Origin of the sequence: Mesorhizobium sp. Mes31 (assembly GCF_024519675.1) — a bacterium.
Lineage (GTDB): Bacteria > Pseudomonadota > Alphaproteobacteria > Rhizobiales > Rhizobiaceae > Mesorhizobium.
This window is the reverse complement of record NZ_JALJRL010000006.1, coordinates 140872-157950: the sequence shown is the minus strand read 5'-3', so window position 1 is coordinate 157950 and position 17079 is coordinate 140872. Positions and strand designations below refer to the sequence as shown.

Below are 17079 nucleotides of genomic sequence, written 5' to 3'. Positions count from 1 at the left end.
GCTCGGCGAATTGGGAAAATCCCGCGGACTGGAGATCGGCTGCGCGTTTTCCGGACATGCCGATCCGCTATATCGCCGGCTGCTTGCGCACCACTGCCGGCTGATCGTGCCCGAATGGCAGTTGAAGCCGCGATTTCTGCGCCCGCGCCGTGCCGCGCCGTACAATTTCGGTCCGGCGGATGCGATCGCCGGCTTCGCGGCTTCCAACGACATGGCATTCCACGGCCATACGCTGTTCTGGCATGAAGAGCCGATCCGCTGGGCGCGAAGTGAAAACTTCGAACGGGTGAAGCGCAGCTATGGCGGCTTCATCGGCGATGTCATGCAGCACTACCCCCAGGCGGTCTCGTGGGATGTCTTCAACGAGATCGTCGGGGAGCAGGCACCGTTGCGCGACGAATTCTTCGTCCAGACTTTCGGGCTGCAGTTCATCGATTACTGCCTGCGCCTCGCCGGGGACTGTGCCCCTGTCGCGCGCCTCGCCCTCAACGATTACAATCTGGAATGCGCCACCGACTGGTCCCAGACCAAGCGGGACAACATGTTGCGGCTGATCGAGCAGATCAAGGTCATGGGCAGCCCGCTGCATGCGATCGGCATCCAGAGCCATCTGTCGTCGATGCACAAGGCGTCGGCTGACTCCACGGTGCGCTTCATCGACCGGTTGGCGGATCTCGGTCTCGACGTCTTCATTTCGGAACTCGACGTCAACGACTCCACCATGCCCGCCGACATTGCGGTTCGCGACATTGAAGTCGCGGCCTACTACGAAGAGTTCCTGACAGCGGTATTGAGCCGACCGGCCGTCAAGCGCCTGGTGTTCTGGGGTATCTCGGATTTCGACAATTGGGTGGTTCGGCGCCAGACCCGGGAAAGGCGCCGATCCGGCAAGGCACGCCCAGCCCTCTTCGACGAACGGCTTCAGCCGAAGCCGGCTTTTGACGCGGTGGTGCGCGCATTGCTGAACGCACCACCACGCTGAGAGGGTTTAGCCGCCGCAGGACTAGAGCATGATCCCGAAAAGTGGAATCCGGTTTTCGGGAAAGATCATGCTCAAACAAAGAGATAGAGCCCCATCCCGATTCCATCGGGATGGAACAGGCTCTAGGCCTTGACCACCCGATCGCAGACAATGCCGTTGCGCTGCATGGCGTTGCGCGTGTCGATGATCAGCCGCGAATGGTTGGCCAACAAGCCGTAATCGAGCCCGTCATGATCGGTGACGATGACCACGGCGTCATAGGCGCCGATGGAATCACGGCTGAGCCGGATGCAGTTCTTGCCGGCAAGTGTCGGGTGCTTGCGTGTCTTTGGGATGCGCGCAACGTGCGGGTCGTGATAGGCGATGTCGGCAGCGCGCGTTTCCAGCAACTCGATCAGCTTCAGCGCCGGGCTTTCGCGAACGTCGGAAACGTTCTTCTTGTAGGCGACGCCGACGATGAGGATGGACGCCTGGCTGAGCGGCAGGCCAAGATGCGTGTCGAGTGCTTCCGTCAGCTTCGACATCACGTAATGCGGCATGGAGACATTGATCTCGCCGGCGAGCTCGATGAATTTCGTCGACACTTCGAATTCACGCGACTTCCATGTCAAATAGAACGGGTCGATCGGTATGCAGTGGCCGCCAAGCCCAGGCCCGGGGTAGAAAGGCATGTAGCCGAACGGCTTGGTCTTTGCCGCCTCGATCACTTCCCAGATGTCGATGCCCATGGCGCCGTAAATCACCTTGAGCTCATTGACCAGGGCGATATTGACCGCCCGGAAGATGTTCTCGGTGAGCTTCACCACTTCGGCGACCTTGATGCTTGAAACAGGAACGACCTTGTCGACGATCGCGCCATAGAATTGCGCGACCAGCGCGGCCGCGACCGGACCATCGCCGGCGACAACCTTGGGAATGGTCGTGGTTTCGAATCCGGCGCTGCCCGGATCCTCGCGTTCGGGAGAATAGCCGAGAAAGAAGTCCCGCCCCGATCGATAGCCCCCCGCTTCGAGGATCGGCTTCATCACCTCATCCGTGGTTCCAGGATAGGTGGTGGATTCAAGAACGATCAGCTGGTCCTTTCTCAAATGCGCGGCGATGGCGCGGGTCGTGTTCTCGACAAAGGATAGGTCGGGCTCGCGCTGCTTGGTCAGTGGCGTCGGCACGCATATGGAAATGACATCGCATTCAGCGAAAGCCGCAAAGTCGGATGTCGGCCTGAACGATCCGTCCGACATGACAGACTGTAGCGTCTCGTCGGTGACCGCGCCGATATAGGAGCGGCCGGTCCTCAGCTTTTCGACCTTGCTGTTGTCGACGTCGAAGCCGATCACCTTGAAGCCGGCACGCGCCGTCGCCGTCGCCAACGGCAAGCCGACATAGCCGAGACCCACGACGCCGATCGTGGCTGTACGCATTTCCAGTTTTGAAAGGAGCATCGCTCCTCGCGATTGCCCGACCAGTACGGTCATGTCACGCCTCCTGCTCTTACAGCGACGTGTTTCGACGCTGTATCCTGAATTTGCGAGCCGTGATGCCGGGGAAGCTGGACAAGCTGCCTGGCGTCGCGGTTCGCACCCACAGGGCAAAGCGCAACGTTTGTGCCAGTTTGATTTCCGGGACGGATTCGCGCCTTGGGAACGGCGCAGGAGGTGGGAAAACGAGCTTTTCGGCTGCTACGGACGCATCGGCTTGTCAAGCTTCATCGGTGTTCCATTTTCGGACACCTTTGTTGCAAGATAGCTCATGTAATGCCGGCTACTCAAAAAAACATAATGATTACAGAGGCGTAATTAACCAAAGCCGTTGACCATATCGTTAACGATTAGTTGCATTGCCTGTGGAAATGTTCATTCCATGTGAAAAGCGCACAACGACTAGGTGCGATTTCCCCTGCACTCAATGCTGGATTGCTCATATGAACAAGACCAAAGAGCTCAAGTGCCTGATCGCTGGCGGAGCCGGGTTTGTGGGAACCAACCTTGCCCGCCGCCTTCTCGAACAGGGCGCCTCCGTCGACTGTGCCGACAACTTTTCGACTGGTCGAAAATCCAATGTCGCGGATCTCGCGCGGTATCCGAAATTCCGTTTCCTGAAGCTCGACATCGCCGATGCCGCTTCATGCAGTCGCCTGCTGCGTCGACGCTACAGCCATGTCTACAACCTGGCCTGTCCGACGGGCGTTCCCAACATCGCGCTGCTCGGCGAAGAAATGCTGATGGCCTCGTCCCTCGGTGCGCTGAACCTGTTGAAGGTGGCTCGCCGGTCGAAGGCCAAATATCTCTTTGCCAGCACGGCGGAGGCCTATGGCGACCCCGAGGTTTTCCCGCAGCCGGAAAGCTATGTCGGGAGGGTCGATCCGGTCGGGCCGCGCAGTCCCTATGAGGAGGGAAAACGCTTCGGCGAAGCGCTGACCCGCTTCTGGGGGCGCAAGCACAATGTCGACGTTCGCATCGTGCGCATCTTCAACACCTACGGTCCCGCAATGTCGCCGGACGACCAGCGTGTCGTCCCGCAGATGCTGTCGCGGCTGATCGCCGGCAAGCCGGTGCCGATCTATGGCGATGGCAGCCAGACCCGTACCTTCCTGCATGTCGACGATCTCGTACGCGGCCTGCTGACGGTGATGGAAAAGGGCGAAAATGCCGAGGTCTACAACATCGGCGGCGCCACGCAGATCACCATCCGCGAGCTGTTCGAGCTGGTGAAAACAGCAACCGGTCTTCTCGGCAACCCCGTCTTCGAAAAGCACTTCATTGCCGATCATCGTGGCCGCTGGCCCGACACCACCAAGATACAGGCGCTGGGCTGGCGCCAGCAGGTGGCGCTCGCGGACGGCATCCGCCAAAGTCACCGGGATTTGCTGGCGTCCATCGAGGCCCGTCGGGTCACGAAAACCGCCCCCCAGGTCAAACGCCCCGCCTTGGTCGAACGTCGCCCCTCCGGTCCCGATCAGCAGTGGCAGACCTTGCCATGACCGACGTCGCCGCGGCCAACGTCCTGATGATGGTGCTGAGCGCGTCGCTGGGCATCAACATCGCATTCTGGTGCGCGGTCGGCCTCGCCAGGTTTGTCGCCGAGATCGGCTCGGGAAGGCGTATCGAAAATCCGACCGCCATCGGCATTGCCGATGTCGCCGTCGTCATCCCCGCCCACAACGAGGAAATTGCGCTGCCGAAATGCATTGCGGCCCTGACGGCGATCATTCCGGCAAGACAGATCTTCGTCGCCAGCGACGGGTCTCGTGACGCCACCGTCGCCATCGCGCGCGCCGCCGGCTGCAGGGCGCTCGACATCCAGCCGAATGGCGGCAAGGCCAAGGCGATCGACAAGGCGATCAACCACTATCGCCTGTGCGATCGTTACCAGGCCGTGCTGATCCAGGACGCGGATTCGGAAATCGACCGGCACTATTTCGAACATGCCTTGCCGTTGTTCGATGATCCGAACGTGGCGGCAGTGGCGGGCCACGTGCTGTCGCGCTGGCGCGAACAGCGCTGGCCGAGCATGGATATGCTCTATGCGGCGTACAGGACGCGCCTCTACCGGATCCTGCAGACGGCGTTCCAGTACGGGCAGTCCTGGAAATGGACGAATGTCAGCTACATCGCGCCCGGCTTCGCCAGCATGTACCGCGCGAGCGCGCTGCGCCAGATCGACATCACGGCGCCCGGCCTCGTCATCGAGGATTTCAACATGACCTTCGAGGTCCAGCGTAAAGGGCTGGGTCGCGTCGCCTATTCGCCCAAGGCGCGGTGTTCGTCGGAAGATCCGTTCACCCTCAACGATTACCGCAAGCAGGTTCAGCGCTGGTATCTCGGTTTCTGGCAGACTGTGCGGCGCCACGGGGTCTGGCCGAGCCGCTTCTGGCTGTCGCTGGGCGGTCTGCTTGCGGAACTGCTCGTCATTTCGCTGTTTGCCCTGGCACTGCCGGTGGCCGCTGTCGTCTATCTGGCGACGGGCATCGAAGCGCCGGCTCTCTCGCTAAGCGAACTCGCCGTGCACCCCGTATCGCCGCTTGGCCTTCTGGCGCTGTTCCTCGCCGTCGATTACGCGCTCACCTTTGTTGTGGCGGTCATCGAATGCCGGCCGAGCATGCTGCTCTACGGCATCGCGTTCCCGGTCATTCGGCTTCTCGACGCAGCGCTCTTCCTGCGCGCGCTGTTCAAGTCATTCTCCGCGCAATCCGATGGCCGTTGGGTCAGTCCGGAACGATACGCGGCGGCCGTTCCCGCAGGGAGGTAGAGATGAACATAACCCGACGCACCGCTGTTCTTGGTGGCCTGGCGATGCCGCTGCTGGCATTGGCGGGCAAGGGCATTTCGCGAACCGAGGCCGCCGAGAAATTGCCCAACCCGCTGATCGTGACGATCAGCGGGCTCGATGCCACGGCAAAGCCTGCCCGGCTCGCTGCGCTTGCCGATGCGTTCCTGACCCGCAAGGTGCCGATCCTTGTCACGGTCGCGCCCATCGATCCTGCGGGCAATTTGCTCGATTACAATTCCGAAGTGGCCAAATGGCTGCGCCAGACCGCCCTGCTCAATACGGACGGTATCGAATTCGGCGCGCACACAAACACCATCACGTCGGACGATCCGTACTTCCAGGCACGGCAGGCCAGCGACATCCAGGCCGCGTTTTCCTATCTGATCAACGAATACCAGAGATATCAGTCGAAGGCCGTGATCACGGCTTTGACGATGACAACCAATTCGCCGCTGCGCTCGCACCAGGACGCGTCGTCGCTGCGCGCGGCCGGGATCCGTTCGCTCATCAGGCTGCGTGGCGGGGTCGAGGACAAGGTCAGGCTGCAGCCAGACGATGGCGGCTACTGGAGCACCACCACCGACCTGGTCAACGTCTTCGCCTCCGCCCTGACCTCGACCAGACCGGCGGTCGCGGGTGCAGCACCAATGGCCGTGCCAACCCTCGGCGCGAACATCGCCGGCCTGGCTGCCGGCGGCAATCCGATCGTTGTCGATATCCCGTTCGCTGCGCTGGCAGGCCTCGGCGACGGCGATCTCGCGGATTACGCAGCCAATGTCGCACAAGCAGTTCTTTCCGCCATATCGACGGGCAAGGTGCGCGGCATTCTGCCGAAGAAACTCTACGTCCAGAGCAAGCAGACCAGCCGCCTCGTCGTCGTCCGGGTCGATGATCTCAGGCTGGACACCGACACCGACCCGAGCCACATGGCTTTTGTCTACGGGCTGATCGAGGACGGTTACCCCGTTACCGATGCGATCATCCCGTCGCCGCGGTCGGGCCTCTTGTCCAAGGATGAAAAGAGCAAGGCCTTTCTGCGCGCCATGCTGCCGGAAAAGCACTACGACATCGCCGCGCATGGCTGGAACCACACGCCGCAGGAACTGCTCGGCAATTCGTCGCAAAGGGATTTCGACCTGATCAGGGACGGCATAAGCGAGGTCTATCGCTCGACGGGCAAGTTCCCGACCTCCTACATCCCGCCCAACGACGCCTTCGACGACAACACGCTGAATGCGCTGGCTGCCACCGGGACGTCTGTTTTCAGCGCCGAAAAAGGCGATCTGCGCCGGTTCAGCGGCCTCGACAAACGCGGCATCCTGCATGTCTCGAACACGATGAAATTCGAGAAAGCCTGGACCCCCGACCTTCCCTATTTCACCAAGCAGCAGGTGCTCGACTATTTTGGCACCGAGAACGATGCGGTGTTCTGCATCCATCCCGGCACCGCCAACACGCCTGAAAAGCAGGCATTGATCCTGGACATGCTGGCCGAGCTTTCCAGCCAGCGCGGCACGAAACTCGTGAACTTCGACGAATATTACCGCACCGTCAGTCCGGCGATGCCCAAGGTCGATCTCATTCGAAGCGCGCGCGCCGATGTATCAGTGCGCGACTGGAAGAGACCGGATCCGTATCCGCTGGACGACGGCGTGCTGAAGGCGGACGCGGCCCTGGCCTGGAGCTATTTCGACTGGGGCGCGAAGAACTACAACGGCATGGTCCCGGCCACGTCATGGATCGAATTCGGCAAGCAGACGGGTTATCCGTTCACAACGATGTGGGACGTGGGATCGCACATCCTCGCCGCCTTGTCCGCCGAACGCCTGGGCATCATCGGCCAAGCGGAATTCGAGACGACCATCAGCCGCATCATTGCGTTCCTGGGAGAGACGAATTTCCGTTATGCCGGCGGAAAATTGCCGCACACCGAGCGGGCGCTGAAACCGCAAGACGGCCAGCGCGAGGGCTTCGATAGCGCCGACACCGGACGCTTGCTGATTGCCCTCAAGATTCTCGACAACTACACAGCCGGAGCATTCCCTGTTTTCGATCTCGTGTCCGGCTGGTCCTTCAAGCCCGTGCTCAAGGGCGGCGAAATGCATGTCGTCAATGACAACGGCCGGATCTCGTCGGTCCATGCGAACAGCTATGCCGGCTATGCCGGTCGCGGCTACAGACTCTGGGGCGAAGAGATCAAGCCTGTCTTCGGCACGACGGATCCCGGCCACAGCATGGACGACGCGGTTCTTGCACTGACGGAAATCCAGCGTCGGGGCCGCATCGCCACCGAACCGCATGTCACCGAGGAGATCGAGCTCGGCGGTTCGCCGCATGGCCGCCTGATGGCCGATATCCTCTATGCGGCCCAGCTCAAGCGCTACCGCGAAACCGGAATAGCCACCTGCGTCACCGAATCCGCCATGGCCGGCGCGCCCTACTTCACCTACCAAGGCTATCAGTTGACCGACAATGGAGGGACCTTCACCGTCGATACGCAGAAAACCTCGGCGCCCGACAAGGCAGCCAAACTTGCGGATTCATTGCGCCTGGTCAGCGCCAAGGGTGCATATCTCTGGCATGCGGCGCGTCCCGGTGACTATTCGAGCACCCTCGTCGACCTGATCAGGAACAAGGCGAAAATGCCCGGCATGGGATTCTCCTCCGGCATTTCGGAAAAGACGGGCAAAGCCGTCCCCGTGACCGACATCAACACCAACGGCATCATCCTCGAGGCCGTCGCCTATATCCTTGGTGGCCGAAAGCCGCTCCTGCTTTCCGAAGGGGCAGCCTAGGGGCCGGTGCCTTCCGAGCAGCTGTTCACCGATAACGCGCCTGGTTCCACTTATGGCCGAGCAGCGACAGGATGATGATCAGCCCGTTGAAGAACTGGACGTAGAAGCCGCTCAGGCCTGCCGCGACGACGCCCGTCTGGATGAACGACACGGTAACCGCACCTATGGCACCGCCTGCAACCGTGCCGATGCCGCCCCAGGTCGGCGTGCCGCCGACGAACACCGATGCCAGCACCGGCAGGAGATAGCCGTCGCCGGCGGTCGGCCACCAGGTGAAGTTGATCATCACCGAAAAGGTGCCGGCGATCGCAGCGCCGATGCCGACGAAGACGAACACCTTGACCCGGACGCGCTTGACGTCGATGCCCATCTGCTGGGCGCTGTCGGGATTGTCGCCCACCACCCTCACCTGCGCGCCGAAGCGGTGGCGGTTGTAGAGCATCGCCGACAGCACGACGAAGGCGATGGCCCAGAAGATCTGCACCGGGATGCCGTAAACCTGGCTGGAGAAGATCTTGTAGGCCCAGCTGTCAGCGAGGCTGGTCAGCGCCATCGACTTGCCCTCGTTGATGATCTGGATCAGGCCGCGCAGCAGGAAATTCATGCCGAGCGTGGCGATCAGCGATGACAGCCCGCCATAGACGACCAGCGATCCGACCAGGAAACCGAGAAGCATGCCGGTGACGAGCGCGGCGGCGATGCCGAGAAACGGATCGTAGCCGGCCTGCACCACCAGCGCGAAAACCCAGGAAGCAAAACCCATCGTCGCCGGAAACGACAGGTCGATCTCGCCGCAGGTGACGACGAAGACCAGCGGCACCACCACGAACAGCGCAACGGGGAGCGTCGTCAGCACGGAACTGTAGAGATACCAGGTGGTGAAGACGGTCGGATTGGCGACCATGAACACCGCCATCATGACGACGAACACGGCAAGCGTGCCGAGCGAGGCGCGGTTGTCGAGGACGAAGCCACGCAGCCAGTGATCGGATGGGTGCTTCCACTGCGCCCGGGCCGGTTCGTCGCGCGAGAGGCCGAGAGGGTTTTGCAGATCGGGTTCCATGGCCTTGCTCATCGCGCTCTCTGCTCCGTTTCGCCGCCATCGTGCAGTCCGGGCAGCCCGCCGGGATGCGCCACGTCTTCCATGAAGTTGATGAGATCCTCGGCCGACTTGACCTCGCTGCGGTCGGCGGTGAGCGCCACCTTGCCGCGGTCCATCACCACGAAGCGGTCGGCAATGTCGAAGACGTGGTGGATGTTGTGGCCGATGAACAGGATCGAGCGGCCGCTCGCCCGCACCTGGCGCACGAAATGGAAGACCTTGGCGGTCTCGGTCAGCGACAGCGCCGTCGTCGGCTCGTCGAGGATGATCAGTTCGGCCTGCTTGTAGATGGCGCGCGCGATCGCCACACCCTGGCGTTCGCCGCCCGACAGCTGGCCCACGATCGAGTGCGGCGTGAACACTTTCGAGGTGAAGCCGATCTCGCGCATCAGCCGGCTGGCCTCCTCGATCTCCTTGTTGACCTTCAGCCAGCCCATGAAGCCGGTCAGCTCGCGGCCCATGAAGATGTTGCGCACGATGGTCTGCTGCACGGCCAGCGCCCGGTCCTGGAACACCGTCTCGATGCCGGCCTCGCGCGAGCGTGCCGCACTCCATCCGCTCACCGGCTTGCCGCGCACGAGAATCTCGCCGCTGGTCGGCTTGACGACGCCGGACAGGATCTTGATCAGCGTCGATTTGCCGGCGCCATTGTCGCCGATCAGGCCGACCACCTCGCCGCGGTCGACACTGAGGTTGACCCCGCCCAGCGCATAGACCTGACCATAGGACTTCTTGATATCGCGCAGTTCGATGATGCGTTCGGCCATCGGATCCTCGCTTCTCATTGTTGGTTGCCGGACATCTTCACCGGCGGTCCTGCCGGCCGGGCTCGGCCCGGCCGGCAGCCTTGGGAGGTCAGCGCAGCGCCTGTTTGGCGAGCTCTGAGACGATCTCATAGTTCTGCGGCGTGACGAAGCCGGCACCGGTGTCGACATTCATCGGCGCCAGCCCCAGCACCACTTGCTGGCAAAGGCTGAGGATCGGCAGATAGCCCTGCATGAACGGCTGCTGGTCGGCTGTCAGCTGCACCCAGCCGCCCTTGAAGCCCTCGACGATCTGCGGGCTGGTGTCGAAGCCGAAATTGAAGATATCGCCCGGCTTCCGCCCTGCGGCCTGCATGTAGGTCGGCACATTGCCGAGCATCTGCCCGCCGGGATAGCCGACCGCCTTCACGGTGGGATTGTTGAGCAGTGCCGCGGTGATCACCGGGATGGCGAGATTCGGATCGGCTGCCCACTCGGGTACAGAATTGATTTGAACGACATCGACGCCGGCCTCTTTCAGCGCGGCCACCGTTCCACGCTCGCGTGCGCCCCGGCTCTCATTGTCGAACGGGCCGATCATGATCGCCTTGTCACCAGACTTCAGCCCGGCCAGCTTGAACGCCTCGGCACCGAGCGCGCGGCCTTGCTGCTCCTGCTGGGCGCCGACATAGCCGCCGCCGAACGCCGCCGTCACCTTCGGCACCGGCACGTTCTGGTACATCATCTTGATGCCGTCCTTATGCGCCTGTTCGGCAAGCGGCATGATCGCGTCATCACCGGGATGGCCCATCATGGCGATACCGCCGGGCTTGACCGCGACGGCCTCGCGCAATTGCTGCACCATCTTTTCGACGTCCCAGCCGGAGAAGATGTAGTCGACCTTCGGCCCGAGATCGGCGGCCGCCTGCTTGGCGCCATTGTAGACGATGGTGCCGAAGGCGTCGCCCTCGGCACCGCCGACGAAGAAGCGGATGTGGACATCCTTGCACCATTGGGCGTCGAGCGCCTGCGCCGGCAAGGTGGAGATTGCGGCGGCAAGCATCGTGGCAGCCGCCACGACGGTCGAGCGCGGAAGTGTCCTTCTCATCGTCATGCTCATGCACTTATCCTCCCTTTGTTTCCTCGCTAGCCGAGGGTTTTGGACGATCGCTTCGGCAATGCGCCGCAATCTTCGCTGGCCGGCCCTCCCGCCGGCCCGCACTCACGCCGGATTCTGCAGGTAGCTGGCACCTCCCCGGCATTGCTTGAGATAATCCAGCGCCCGTGCCTGACCGGTAATTTCGAGGTCGCCGCGATAAACCGGATCGTGCCAGCCCTCGATGTCGATGGCGCCCTTGTACCCGGCCAGCCGCAATTCGCTGATCACCCGCGTCCAGTCGCTGTCGCCAAAGCCCGGTGTGCGCATCTGGACGAACGGCAGGCGGCCGAACACGCCGTGCTCGCGGATCACGTCCCAGCGCACCGTCGCGTCCTTGCCGTGGACATGGAAGATGCGCGGCGCCCATTTGCGGATCTGCGGGATCGGGTCGATCAGGTAGACGAGCTGGTGGCAGGGCTCCCATTCCAGCCCGAGATTTTCATCGGGCAATTCGTTGAACATCAGCTCCCAGGCGTCCGGGTTGTGGGCGATGTTCCAGTCTCCACCAGCCCAGTTGCCGTCCATGGCGCAGTTCTCGAAAGCGATGCGCACGCCCTTGTCGGCGGCGCGCTTTGCCAGCGGCCCCCACACTTCCTTGAAGCGCCGCAGGCTCTCCGGCAGCGGCTTGCCGCGGAGGCGGCCGGTGAAGCCGCTGACCGTCGAGGCGCCGAACAGATGCGCGTTGTCGATCACTGTTTCCCAGGCCTTGAGCACGCCGCGATCGACATCGCCACTTTCCAGCGGATTACCGAAAACGCCGAGCGAGGACATTGTGACGTCGGCATCGCCGATCGCTTCGCGGATCTGGCCGGCCAGCCGCGGCAGGTCCTTGCCGCCCAGCGTCTGCCAGAAGAATGGCTGGATGCTCTCGAATCCCAGCGGCAGGATCGCCTTGATGTAGGCGGCCGGATCGTCGAGGTTGGCCCGCACCATGGTACCGATCCGGATGTCGAGAAGCGGGTTTGACATCATTGTCCTTCCTGTGTGGGGATCGCGACCCGGCGCCCGGTTTCGGCGCTCTCGATGGCGCCGAAGACCATGGCCAGGCTCTTGATGTTGTCGGTGCCGCGCGTCTCCGGCTCGATGCCGGTCTCGATCGCGCGCATGAAATCCTGGATGATGCCGAGATGACCGCCGACGCGGTCGGCCGGATCGAGCGGCGGCACGTCGATCGCCTGCGTTTTGTCGATAATCCCGTCGCGGCCCGGCACTACCACTTCCGCCTTCAGCGCGTCACTGCCGTCCCAGATCAGGCTGCCGCGCTCGGCGACGATGCGCCAACTGCCTTCCCAGCTGGTGCGGAAGCCGTCGGCGCACCAGGACCCGGCATAGGTAAAAACCTTACCGTCGCCGAGATCGAAGACCGCGCTGGCCGACGAGCCCTGCCGGTACCAGGAATTGGCCGGCTCCCATTCCTGGCAATAGACGCCGGCGGGATCGCCGCTGACCATGTAGCGGGCGGCGTCGAATGTGTGGATCGCCATGTCGAGCAAGAGCACATGCGCCATCTCCTCGCGAAAGCCGCCGAAATGCGGCGCGATGAAGAAATCGGCATGGATGCTGGTCGGCTTACCGATGGCGCCGGAGTCGAGAAACCGCCTGATGCGCCGGACATTGGCGACATAGCGCCGGTTCTGGACGACGGCATGGACACGTCCGGCCCGGCGCGCGGCCTCGACGATGGCGCGGGCATTTTCCGGACTGTCGGCCAGCGGCTTTTCGGTCAGCAAATGGCAATTGCGGGCAAAGGCGGCAAAGGCGACGTCACGACGCGCGGCGGGCACCACGACGTCGAACACCGCGTCAGGCTTCGTTTGGTCGAGTACAGCATCGAGGCTGGTGCCGATGACGGCGCCGTCGAGCCCATATTCGCGCGCCCTCGCCTTCGCCCGTTCGGCGTCGAGATCGACAAGGCCGACAATGGCGAGCCCGTCGATTTGCCTTGCGGCATCGAGCCAGGCCTTGCTCATCGCACCGCAGCCGACGAGGACGGCGTTCATCATCCGGCATTCCTCCCGTCCGGTCCCTCCAGACCGAATGTCACGGCATTGACGGCATCACCGTAAACGTTTTTCCGTAAACGTTTACGAGAACACACCCGATGGCGTAGAATGTCAATCGGCTGCCTGCAAAAATCATCCCGAAGCCTTGGCCTGAGCGGCAGCCGGTGCTAGCCAAGGGTCGGGGGAGAACTGTCCTTGGCGTCCAGCATCCACGACCTTGCGCGTCACCTGAACATTTCGATCGGCACCGTGTCGCGGGCGCTGAATGGCCGCGCCGACGTCAATGCCGACACCCGCCAGCGCGTGCTCGAAGCGGCCAAAAAGCTCAACTATTCGCCGAACCAATCCGGCCGCAGCCTGCGCCAGGGCGCCACCCGTTCGATCGCCTTCATGCTGCAGCCGCATCCCGGCGACCAGCAATATGGCGAACCGTTCTTCATCCCGTTCCTGACCGGTCTGCAGGCGCGGCTCGCCGACTATGACCTGGATCTGATGGTCGTCATGGGTGAGCCCGGCCAATATCAGCAGGAGAGGCTGCGCCGTGTGGTTGAGACGCGCCGAGCCGACGCGGTTGTGTTGGCCAACACACGGCGGGAAGACGATCGGATCGATTATCTCAGCAAGGCCGGCTTTCCTTTTGCAACGCTTGGCCGAAGTCAATCCGGCGGCGACACCTATCCTTCGCTCGATATCGATTTCGAGAGGGCGGGTGATGAAGCCGTCGACCGGCTAGTCGCGCGCGGCCATCGCCGCATCGCTGCCATCCGCCCTTCGCATGATCTCAACTTCGGCTACCTGTTCCTGGACGGCTATCGCAAGGCGCTGGAGCGGCACGGCATTGAAGTCGACCCTGGCCTGATCGCCGACGGCTTCATCAACGAGGCCGGCGGCTATCAGGTGACGGCGGACGTAATGCTCTCCAAGGATCGGCCCACCGCCATCATCTTCAACAATGACGCCATGGCGCTCGGCGGCTGCAAGGCGCTGGCCGAGATGGGCATCCGGCCCGGCCATGATATTGCAGTGATCGTCATCGTCGACACGCCGCTTTGCCGCTATTTTTCCCCGGCGCTGACCGCCTTCCGTCCGTCGCTGGAGCCGATGGGACAGCGGCTGGCCGAAATGCTGCTGGCTTCGATCCCGGCCTTCGCCGGTCCGGAAGGTCCCCGCATCATCCGCGAGGTCTGGCCGCTGGAACTGGTGGCGCGCGACAGCGATTGATCACTGCCGATGTAGGCCGGTCGGCCTCAATCCACCTTCTTCTCGCCCTTCTCGCCGGCCTTGACGATGTCGCCCGTGGTGAACAGGATTTCCTTCAGCTCCGCCCGCCAGTCCTTCTTCTGGCGCAGCAGGAATTCGAGGTCCATGCCGAAATGCTTGAACTCCTCGCCCTGCGCGTTCTTCATGATGGCGCGCGCCTGCGGGTCCTTCTCCACCGAAATGCGCTGTTCGTACCAGCCGATCGCTTCCGCCTCCTCGATCAGCGAGGTGATCATGCGGGCAAAGGTCCGCACCTTCTGCGACAGTTCTTCAGGCGGTTCATGATACTGGTCGAAACCCATGACGTCCTCCGTGGTTCATCCCCATGAATGCCTGGGAAGGACGCCGGGTTCCGCATCACCGCTGCAATTCCGCCAACGCCCTTTCCAGCGGCATTGGTGAAATCTGGATCGGGCCGGAGAACGGCACGTCCATGTCGAGGATCAGGTAGAGTGCCCCGGCGATCAGCACGGCCGAAACAACGTAGGTTGCGACAGTGATCGCATTCTTCGGTGCCCTGAACCCGAAACTGGCGAAGATCAGCGCCAGCCACGCAACCAGCATGGCAATCAGCGGCCAGGGGATCGCGCCTTCCGACTGCTCGACCAGAATCCAGCGCAATTCCAGCACCTTCTGCAGGCGCTGGCGTCCATCCTGCAGAAGGGAACCCCGGACAGCGTCGGGCGGCGTCAGCGCATTCAGCCGTGAGCCGATCTCCGTCAACAGACGTTCGGACAGCTGGTTGGCGACGATAGGCGTTTCGCTGGTTTGTGACGCGGTGGCCACCACCCTCTGTACGTAGGCGACCAACGGCTGGCGCACCGCGTCTGTTTCCGGGCCATACTGGCGCAAGGTCCTGTCGAGCAGGATCAGCTCCGTCGCATAGGCGTGCACATTGTGATCGACCGATTCGAAGGTGTTCTTGGCCGAGTTGATCATCAGGCCGAGCACCAGCGAGGTCATCACCCCGAACAGGTTGGCGGCAAGCCGGACCACATTGTTCGTATCGTCGTCGCGATGTCTGGCCGGCAGCTTGGGCCAGACCGCCATGCTGACCAGCGGCGCCGCCGCCAGGCCCAGGAAAATCATCACTGCGATCAAGGCTTCGCGCATGCCGCTCATTTCTGCACGGCATGCGCCAATTGCCAATGGCGATGCACCCATCGTACCGCGAAAGGGGCAGCAGGCGCAGGGGTCTTGGCGACTACTCGGACCTCACGACACCGGTGCTGCCCCACCCTCTGCAGTGCGCCGCGCGATGAACTCGTCGAGCACGCCTGATGTGGCGACAGCCGTTGCCGGCGGCACGAAATCGGCAAGTGTGCGTCTCCAGACACCGGTGGCGCGCTCGCTTGCCGTCTTCGACCCGCTTTGCGTCCAGTTGCCGAAGTTCGACCAGTCGGCCACCAGCGGCTCGTAGAAGGCGGTGCGGTAGCGCGCCATCGTGTGGCCGGCCGAGAAGAAATGGCCGCCCGGCTGCACCTCTGCGATCGCCTCGAAGCCGATCGTATCGGTATCGCCGGGCGTCGCGGTGCACAGTTCAGCCACCGTCTGCAGCGCCTCGATGTCGGTGATCAGCTTCTCGAAGGAGACACTCAGGCCGCCCTCCAGCCAGCCCGCGGCATGAATGCACATCGTCGCTCCGGCCAGCACCGAACCCCACAGCGCGAACTGCGTCTCGTGCGCCGCCTGCGCATCCGAGATGTTGGCCGCGCTGCCGCCGCCCGACCGCCACGGCAGGCCGGTGAAGCGCGCCAGCTGGCCGGCCCCCAGTGTCGCCTTGACGTGCTCCGGCGTGCCGAACGCGGGCGCACCCGATTTCATGTCGACATTGGAGGAGAAGGAGCCGTAGACGACCGGCGCACCGGGCCGCACGATCTGCGCCAGCGCCAGCCCGGCCAGCGCTTCGGCATGCTGCAGCGTCAGCGCGCCGGCGACCGTGATCGGCGCCATGGCGCCCGCCAGGCAAAACGGGGTGATGACGGAGACCTGCCCGGCCCTGGCGAAATCGATGATGCCTTGCGCCATCGGAATGTCGAGCTGGCGCGGCGAGTTGGTGTTGATGACGGTGTAGCAATGGGCATTTGCCAGGAACTCGTCCTCCGACAGGCCACGCGCCAGCCGCAGCATCTCGAAGCCGTCCTCGACCTGCGGCGTGCCGCGCGCGAAGACGAACGGGAACTTGTCGGACAGCGTCAGCTGCGCGCGGTTGACAGCATAGTGGCGAAAGCGGTTGTCGACATCCTGCGGCTCGATGCAGGGTCCCAGCATATGCAGCACGTCGAAATGCTGCACCAGCCGGATCAGGTCCTCGAAATCGGCCAGCGTTCCCGGCCGCCGGCCGCGCTCGAGATCGGTGACGTTCGGCGCCCCGCATCCGGCCAGGAAGGTCATCGAGCCGAGTTCGAGACTGAGGTCGCGCGGGCGAGAACCGGCATGAGCGAGGATCGACTTCGGCGCCGAGGCCAGTGCCGCCGTCACCATGTCGCGGCCGATGCGCACCATGTCGGTGTCGGGGTCGATCAGGGCGCCGGCGCCGGCGAAATACTCCCGCGCTTGCGGCAGCAGCACCTTGATGCCGAGCTCTTCCAGCACGCGCAATGCCGTGTCGTGAATCGCGGCGACCTGATCGTCCGAAAAGATCGGCTGCGGGAGGAAGGGGTTCTTCAGCGAGCGGTAATTGGGCCGGCGGCTGGTTTCCGATCCGGCCTCGCCGGTCCGTCCGCGCCGGCGTTCGCGCCTGCCGTCACGTGCCGCGTCATCGACCAT

At 63.1% G+C, this 17079-nt stretch carries 14 protein-coding genes; 5 read left to right on the top strand and 9 right to left on the bottom strand.

What is annotated here, in order from left to right; translation table 11 throughout:
• Positions 1 to 10 precede the first annotated feature (10 nt).
• Complete coding sequence (locus NR193_RS12555; RefSeq protein WP_256751146.1) at positions 11 to 982, top strand: endo-1,4-beta-xylanase; 972 nt, start codon at positions 11 to 13, stop codon at positions 980 to 982.
• Positions 983 to 1104: 122 nt separating this feature from the next.
• Here NR193_RS12555 and NR193_RS12550 read toward each other — a convergent pair whose 3' ends face one another.
• Positions 1105 to 2454, bottom strand: coding sequence for a nucleotide sugar dehydrogenase (locus NR193_RS12550; RefSeq protein WP_256751145.1), 1350 nt, complete (start codon positions 2452 to 2454; stop codon positions 1105 to 1107).
• Positions 2455 to 2900: 446 nt separating this feature from the next.
• Between NR193_RS12550 and NR193_RS12545 the strand changes: the two genes are divergently transcribed.
• From NR193_RS12545 to NR193_RS12535, 3 genes are read left to right on the top strand one after another with little or no spacing between them, the layout of a single operon-like run.
• A complete protein-coding gene (locus NR193_RS12545) occupies positions 2901 to 3959 on the top strand; it encodes an NAD-dependent epimerase/dehydratase family protein (RefSeq protein WP_256751144.1) in 1059 nt (352 codons plus the stop codon).
• Positions 3956 to 5227, top strand: a complete 1272-nt coding sequence (locus NR193_RS12540; protein ID WP_256751143.1) for a glycosyltransferase family 2 protein — start codon at positions 3956 to 3958, stop codon at positions 5225 to 5227. The genes NR193_RS12545 and NR193_RS12540 overlap by 4 nt, the downstream gene beginning before the upstream one ends.
• Positions 5228 to 5229: 2 nt before the next feature.
• On the top strand, positions 5230 to 8043 hold the full coding sequence (locus tag NR193_RS12535; RefSeq protein WP_256751142.1) for a DUF3131 domain-containing protein: 2814 nt from the start codon (positions 5230 to 5232) through the stop codon (positions 8041 to 8043).
• Between the two features lie 25 nt (positions 8044 to 8068).
• Here the strand turns inward: NR193_RS12535 and NR193_RS12530 are convergent, their stop codons facing one another.
• From NR193_RS12530 to NR193_RS12510, 5 genes are all read right to left on the bottom strand, one after another.
• Positions 8069 to 9118 carry an ABC transporter permease gene (locus NR193_RS12530; protein WP_256751141.1) on the bottom strand — a complete coding sequence of 350 codons (1050 nt, stop codon included), beginning with the start codon at positions 9116 to 9118 and terminating at the stop codon, positions 8069 to 8071.
• Positions 9115 to 9912, bottom strand: a complete 798-nt coding sequence (locus NR193_RS12525; protein ID WP_256751140.1) for an ATP-binding cassette domain-containing protein — start codon at positions 9910 to 9912, stop codon at positions 9115 to 9117. The genes NR193_RS12530 and NR193_RS12525 overlap by 4 nt, the downstream gene beginning before the upstream one ends.
• An 88-nt stretch (positions 9913 to 10000) precedes the next feature.
• On the bottom strand, positions 10001 to 11008 hold the full coding sequence (locus NR193_RS12520) for a substrate-binding domain-containing protein (protein ID WP_306280057.1): 1008 nt from the start codon (positions 11006 to 11008) through the stop codon (positions 10001 to 10003).
• Between the two features lie 102 nt (positions 11009 to 11110).
• On the bottom strand, positions 11111 to 12016 hold the full coding sequence (locus NR193_RS12515; protein WP_256751138.1) for a sugar phosphate isomerase/epimerase: 906 nt from the start codon (positions 12014 to 12016) through the stop codon (positions 11111 to 11113).
• Positions 12016 to 13050 (bottom strand): Gfo/Idh/MocA family protein, encoded by a 1035-nt coding sequence (locus NR193_RS12510; RefSeq protein WP_256751137.1) that lies wholly within the window; start codon positions 13048 to 13050, stop codon positions 12016 to 12018. The genes NR193_RS12515 and NR193_RS12510 overlap by 1 nt, the downstream gene beginning before the upstream one ends.
• Positions 13051 to 13245: 195 nt before the next feature.
• Between NR193_RS12510 and NR193_RS12505 the strand changes: the two genes are divergently transcribed.
• Positions 13246 to 14271, top strand: a complete 1026-nt coding sequence (locus NR193_RS12505) for a LacI family DNA-binding transcriptional regulator (RefSeq protein ID WP_091580602.1) — start codon at positions 13246 to 13248, stop codon at positions 14269 to 14271.
• A gap of 26 nt (positions 14272 to 14297) precedes the next feature.
• Here NR193_RS12505 and NR193_RS12500 read toward each other — a convergent pair whose 3' ends face one another.
• From NR193_RS12500 to NR193_RS12490, 3 genes are all read right to left on the bottom strand, one after another.
• Complete coding sequence (locus NR193_RS12500) at positions 14298 to 14612, bottom strand: hypothetical protein (RefSeq protein WP_256751136.1); 315 nt, start codon at positions 14610 to 14612, stop codon at positions 14298 to 14300.
• A 55-nt stretch (positions 14613 to 14667) separates the two neighbouring features.
• Positions 14668 to 15423, bottom strand: a complete 756-nt coding sequence (locus tag NR193_RS12495) for a hypothetical protein (protein WP_375162701.1) — start codon at positions 15421 to 15423, stop codon at positions 14668 to 14670.
• A 102-nt stretch (positions 15424 to 15525) separates the two neighbouring features.
• Entirely contained in the window at positions 15526 to 17079 is a 1554-nt protein-coding gene (locus NR193_RS12490) for a trimethylamine methyltransferase family protein (RefSeq protein WP_256751134.1), read from the bottom strand.

Excerpts from the sequence above, each read along its gene's own strand:
- NR193_RS12490 (WP_256751134.1), bottom strand. The coding sequence starts at position 17,079 with ATGGTCGATGACGCGGCACGTGACGGCAGGCGCGAACGCCGGCGCGGA.
- NR193_RS12550 (WP_256751145.1), bottom strand. The coding sequence starts at position 2,454 with ATGACCGTACTGGTCGGGCAATCGCGAGGAGCGATGCTCCTTTCAAAA.
- NR193_RS12525 (WP_256751140.1), bottom strand. The coding sequence starts at position 9,912 with ATGGCCGAACGCATCATCGAACTGCGCGATATCAAGAAGTCCTATGGT.
- NR193_RS12500 (WP_256751136.1), bottom strand. The coding sequence starts at position 14,612 with ATGGGTTTCGACCAGTATCATGAACCGCCTGAAGAACTGTCGCAGAAG.
- NR193_RS12545 (WP_256751144.1), top strand. The coding sequence starts at position 2,901 with ATGAACAAGACCAAAGAGCTCAAGTGCCTGATCGCTGGCGGAGCCGGG.
- NR193_RS12530 (WP_256751141.1), bottom strand. The coding sequence starts at position 9,118 with ATGAGCAAGGCCATGGAACCCGATCTGCAAAACCCTCTCGGCCTCTCG.
- NR193_RS12515 (WP_256751138.1), bottom strand. The coding sequence starts at position 12,016 with ATGTCAAACCCGCTTCTCGACATCCGGATCGGTACCATGGTGCGGGCC.
- NR193_RS12495 (WP_375162701.1), bottom strand. The coding sequence starts at position 15,423 with ATGCGCGAAGCCTTGATCGCAGTGATGATTTTCCTGGGCCTGGCGGCG.
- NR193_RS12520 (WP_306280057.1), bottom strand. The coding sequence starts at position 11,008 with ATGAGCATGACGATGAGAAGGACACTTCCGCGCTCGACCGTCGTGGCG.
- NR193_RS12540 (WP_256751143.1), top strand. The coding sequence starts at position 3,956 with ATGACCGACGTCGCCGCGGCCAACGTCCTGATGATGGTGCTGAGCGCG.
- NR193_RS12510 (WP_256751137.1), bottom strand. The coding sequence starts at position 13,050 with ATGATGAACGCCGTCCTCGTCGGCTGCGGTGCGATGAGCAAGGCCTGG.
- NR193_RS12535 (WP_256751142.1), top strand. The coding sequence starts at position 5,230 with ATGAACATAACCCGACGCACCGCTGTTCTTGGTGGCCTGGCGATGCCG.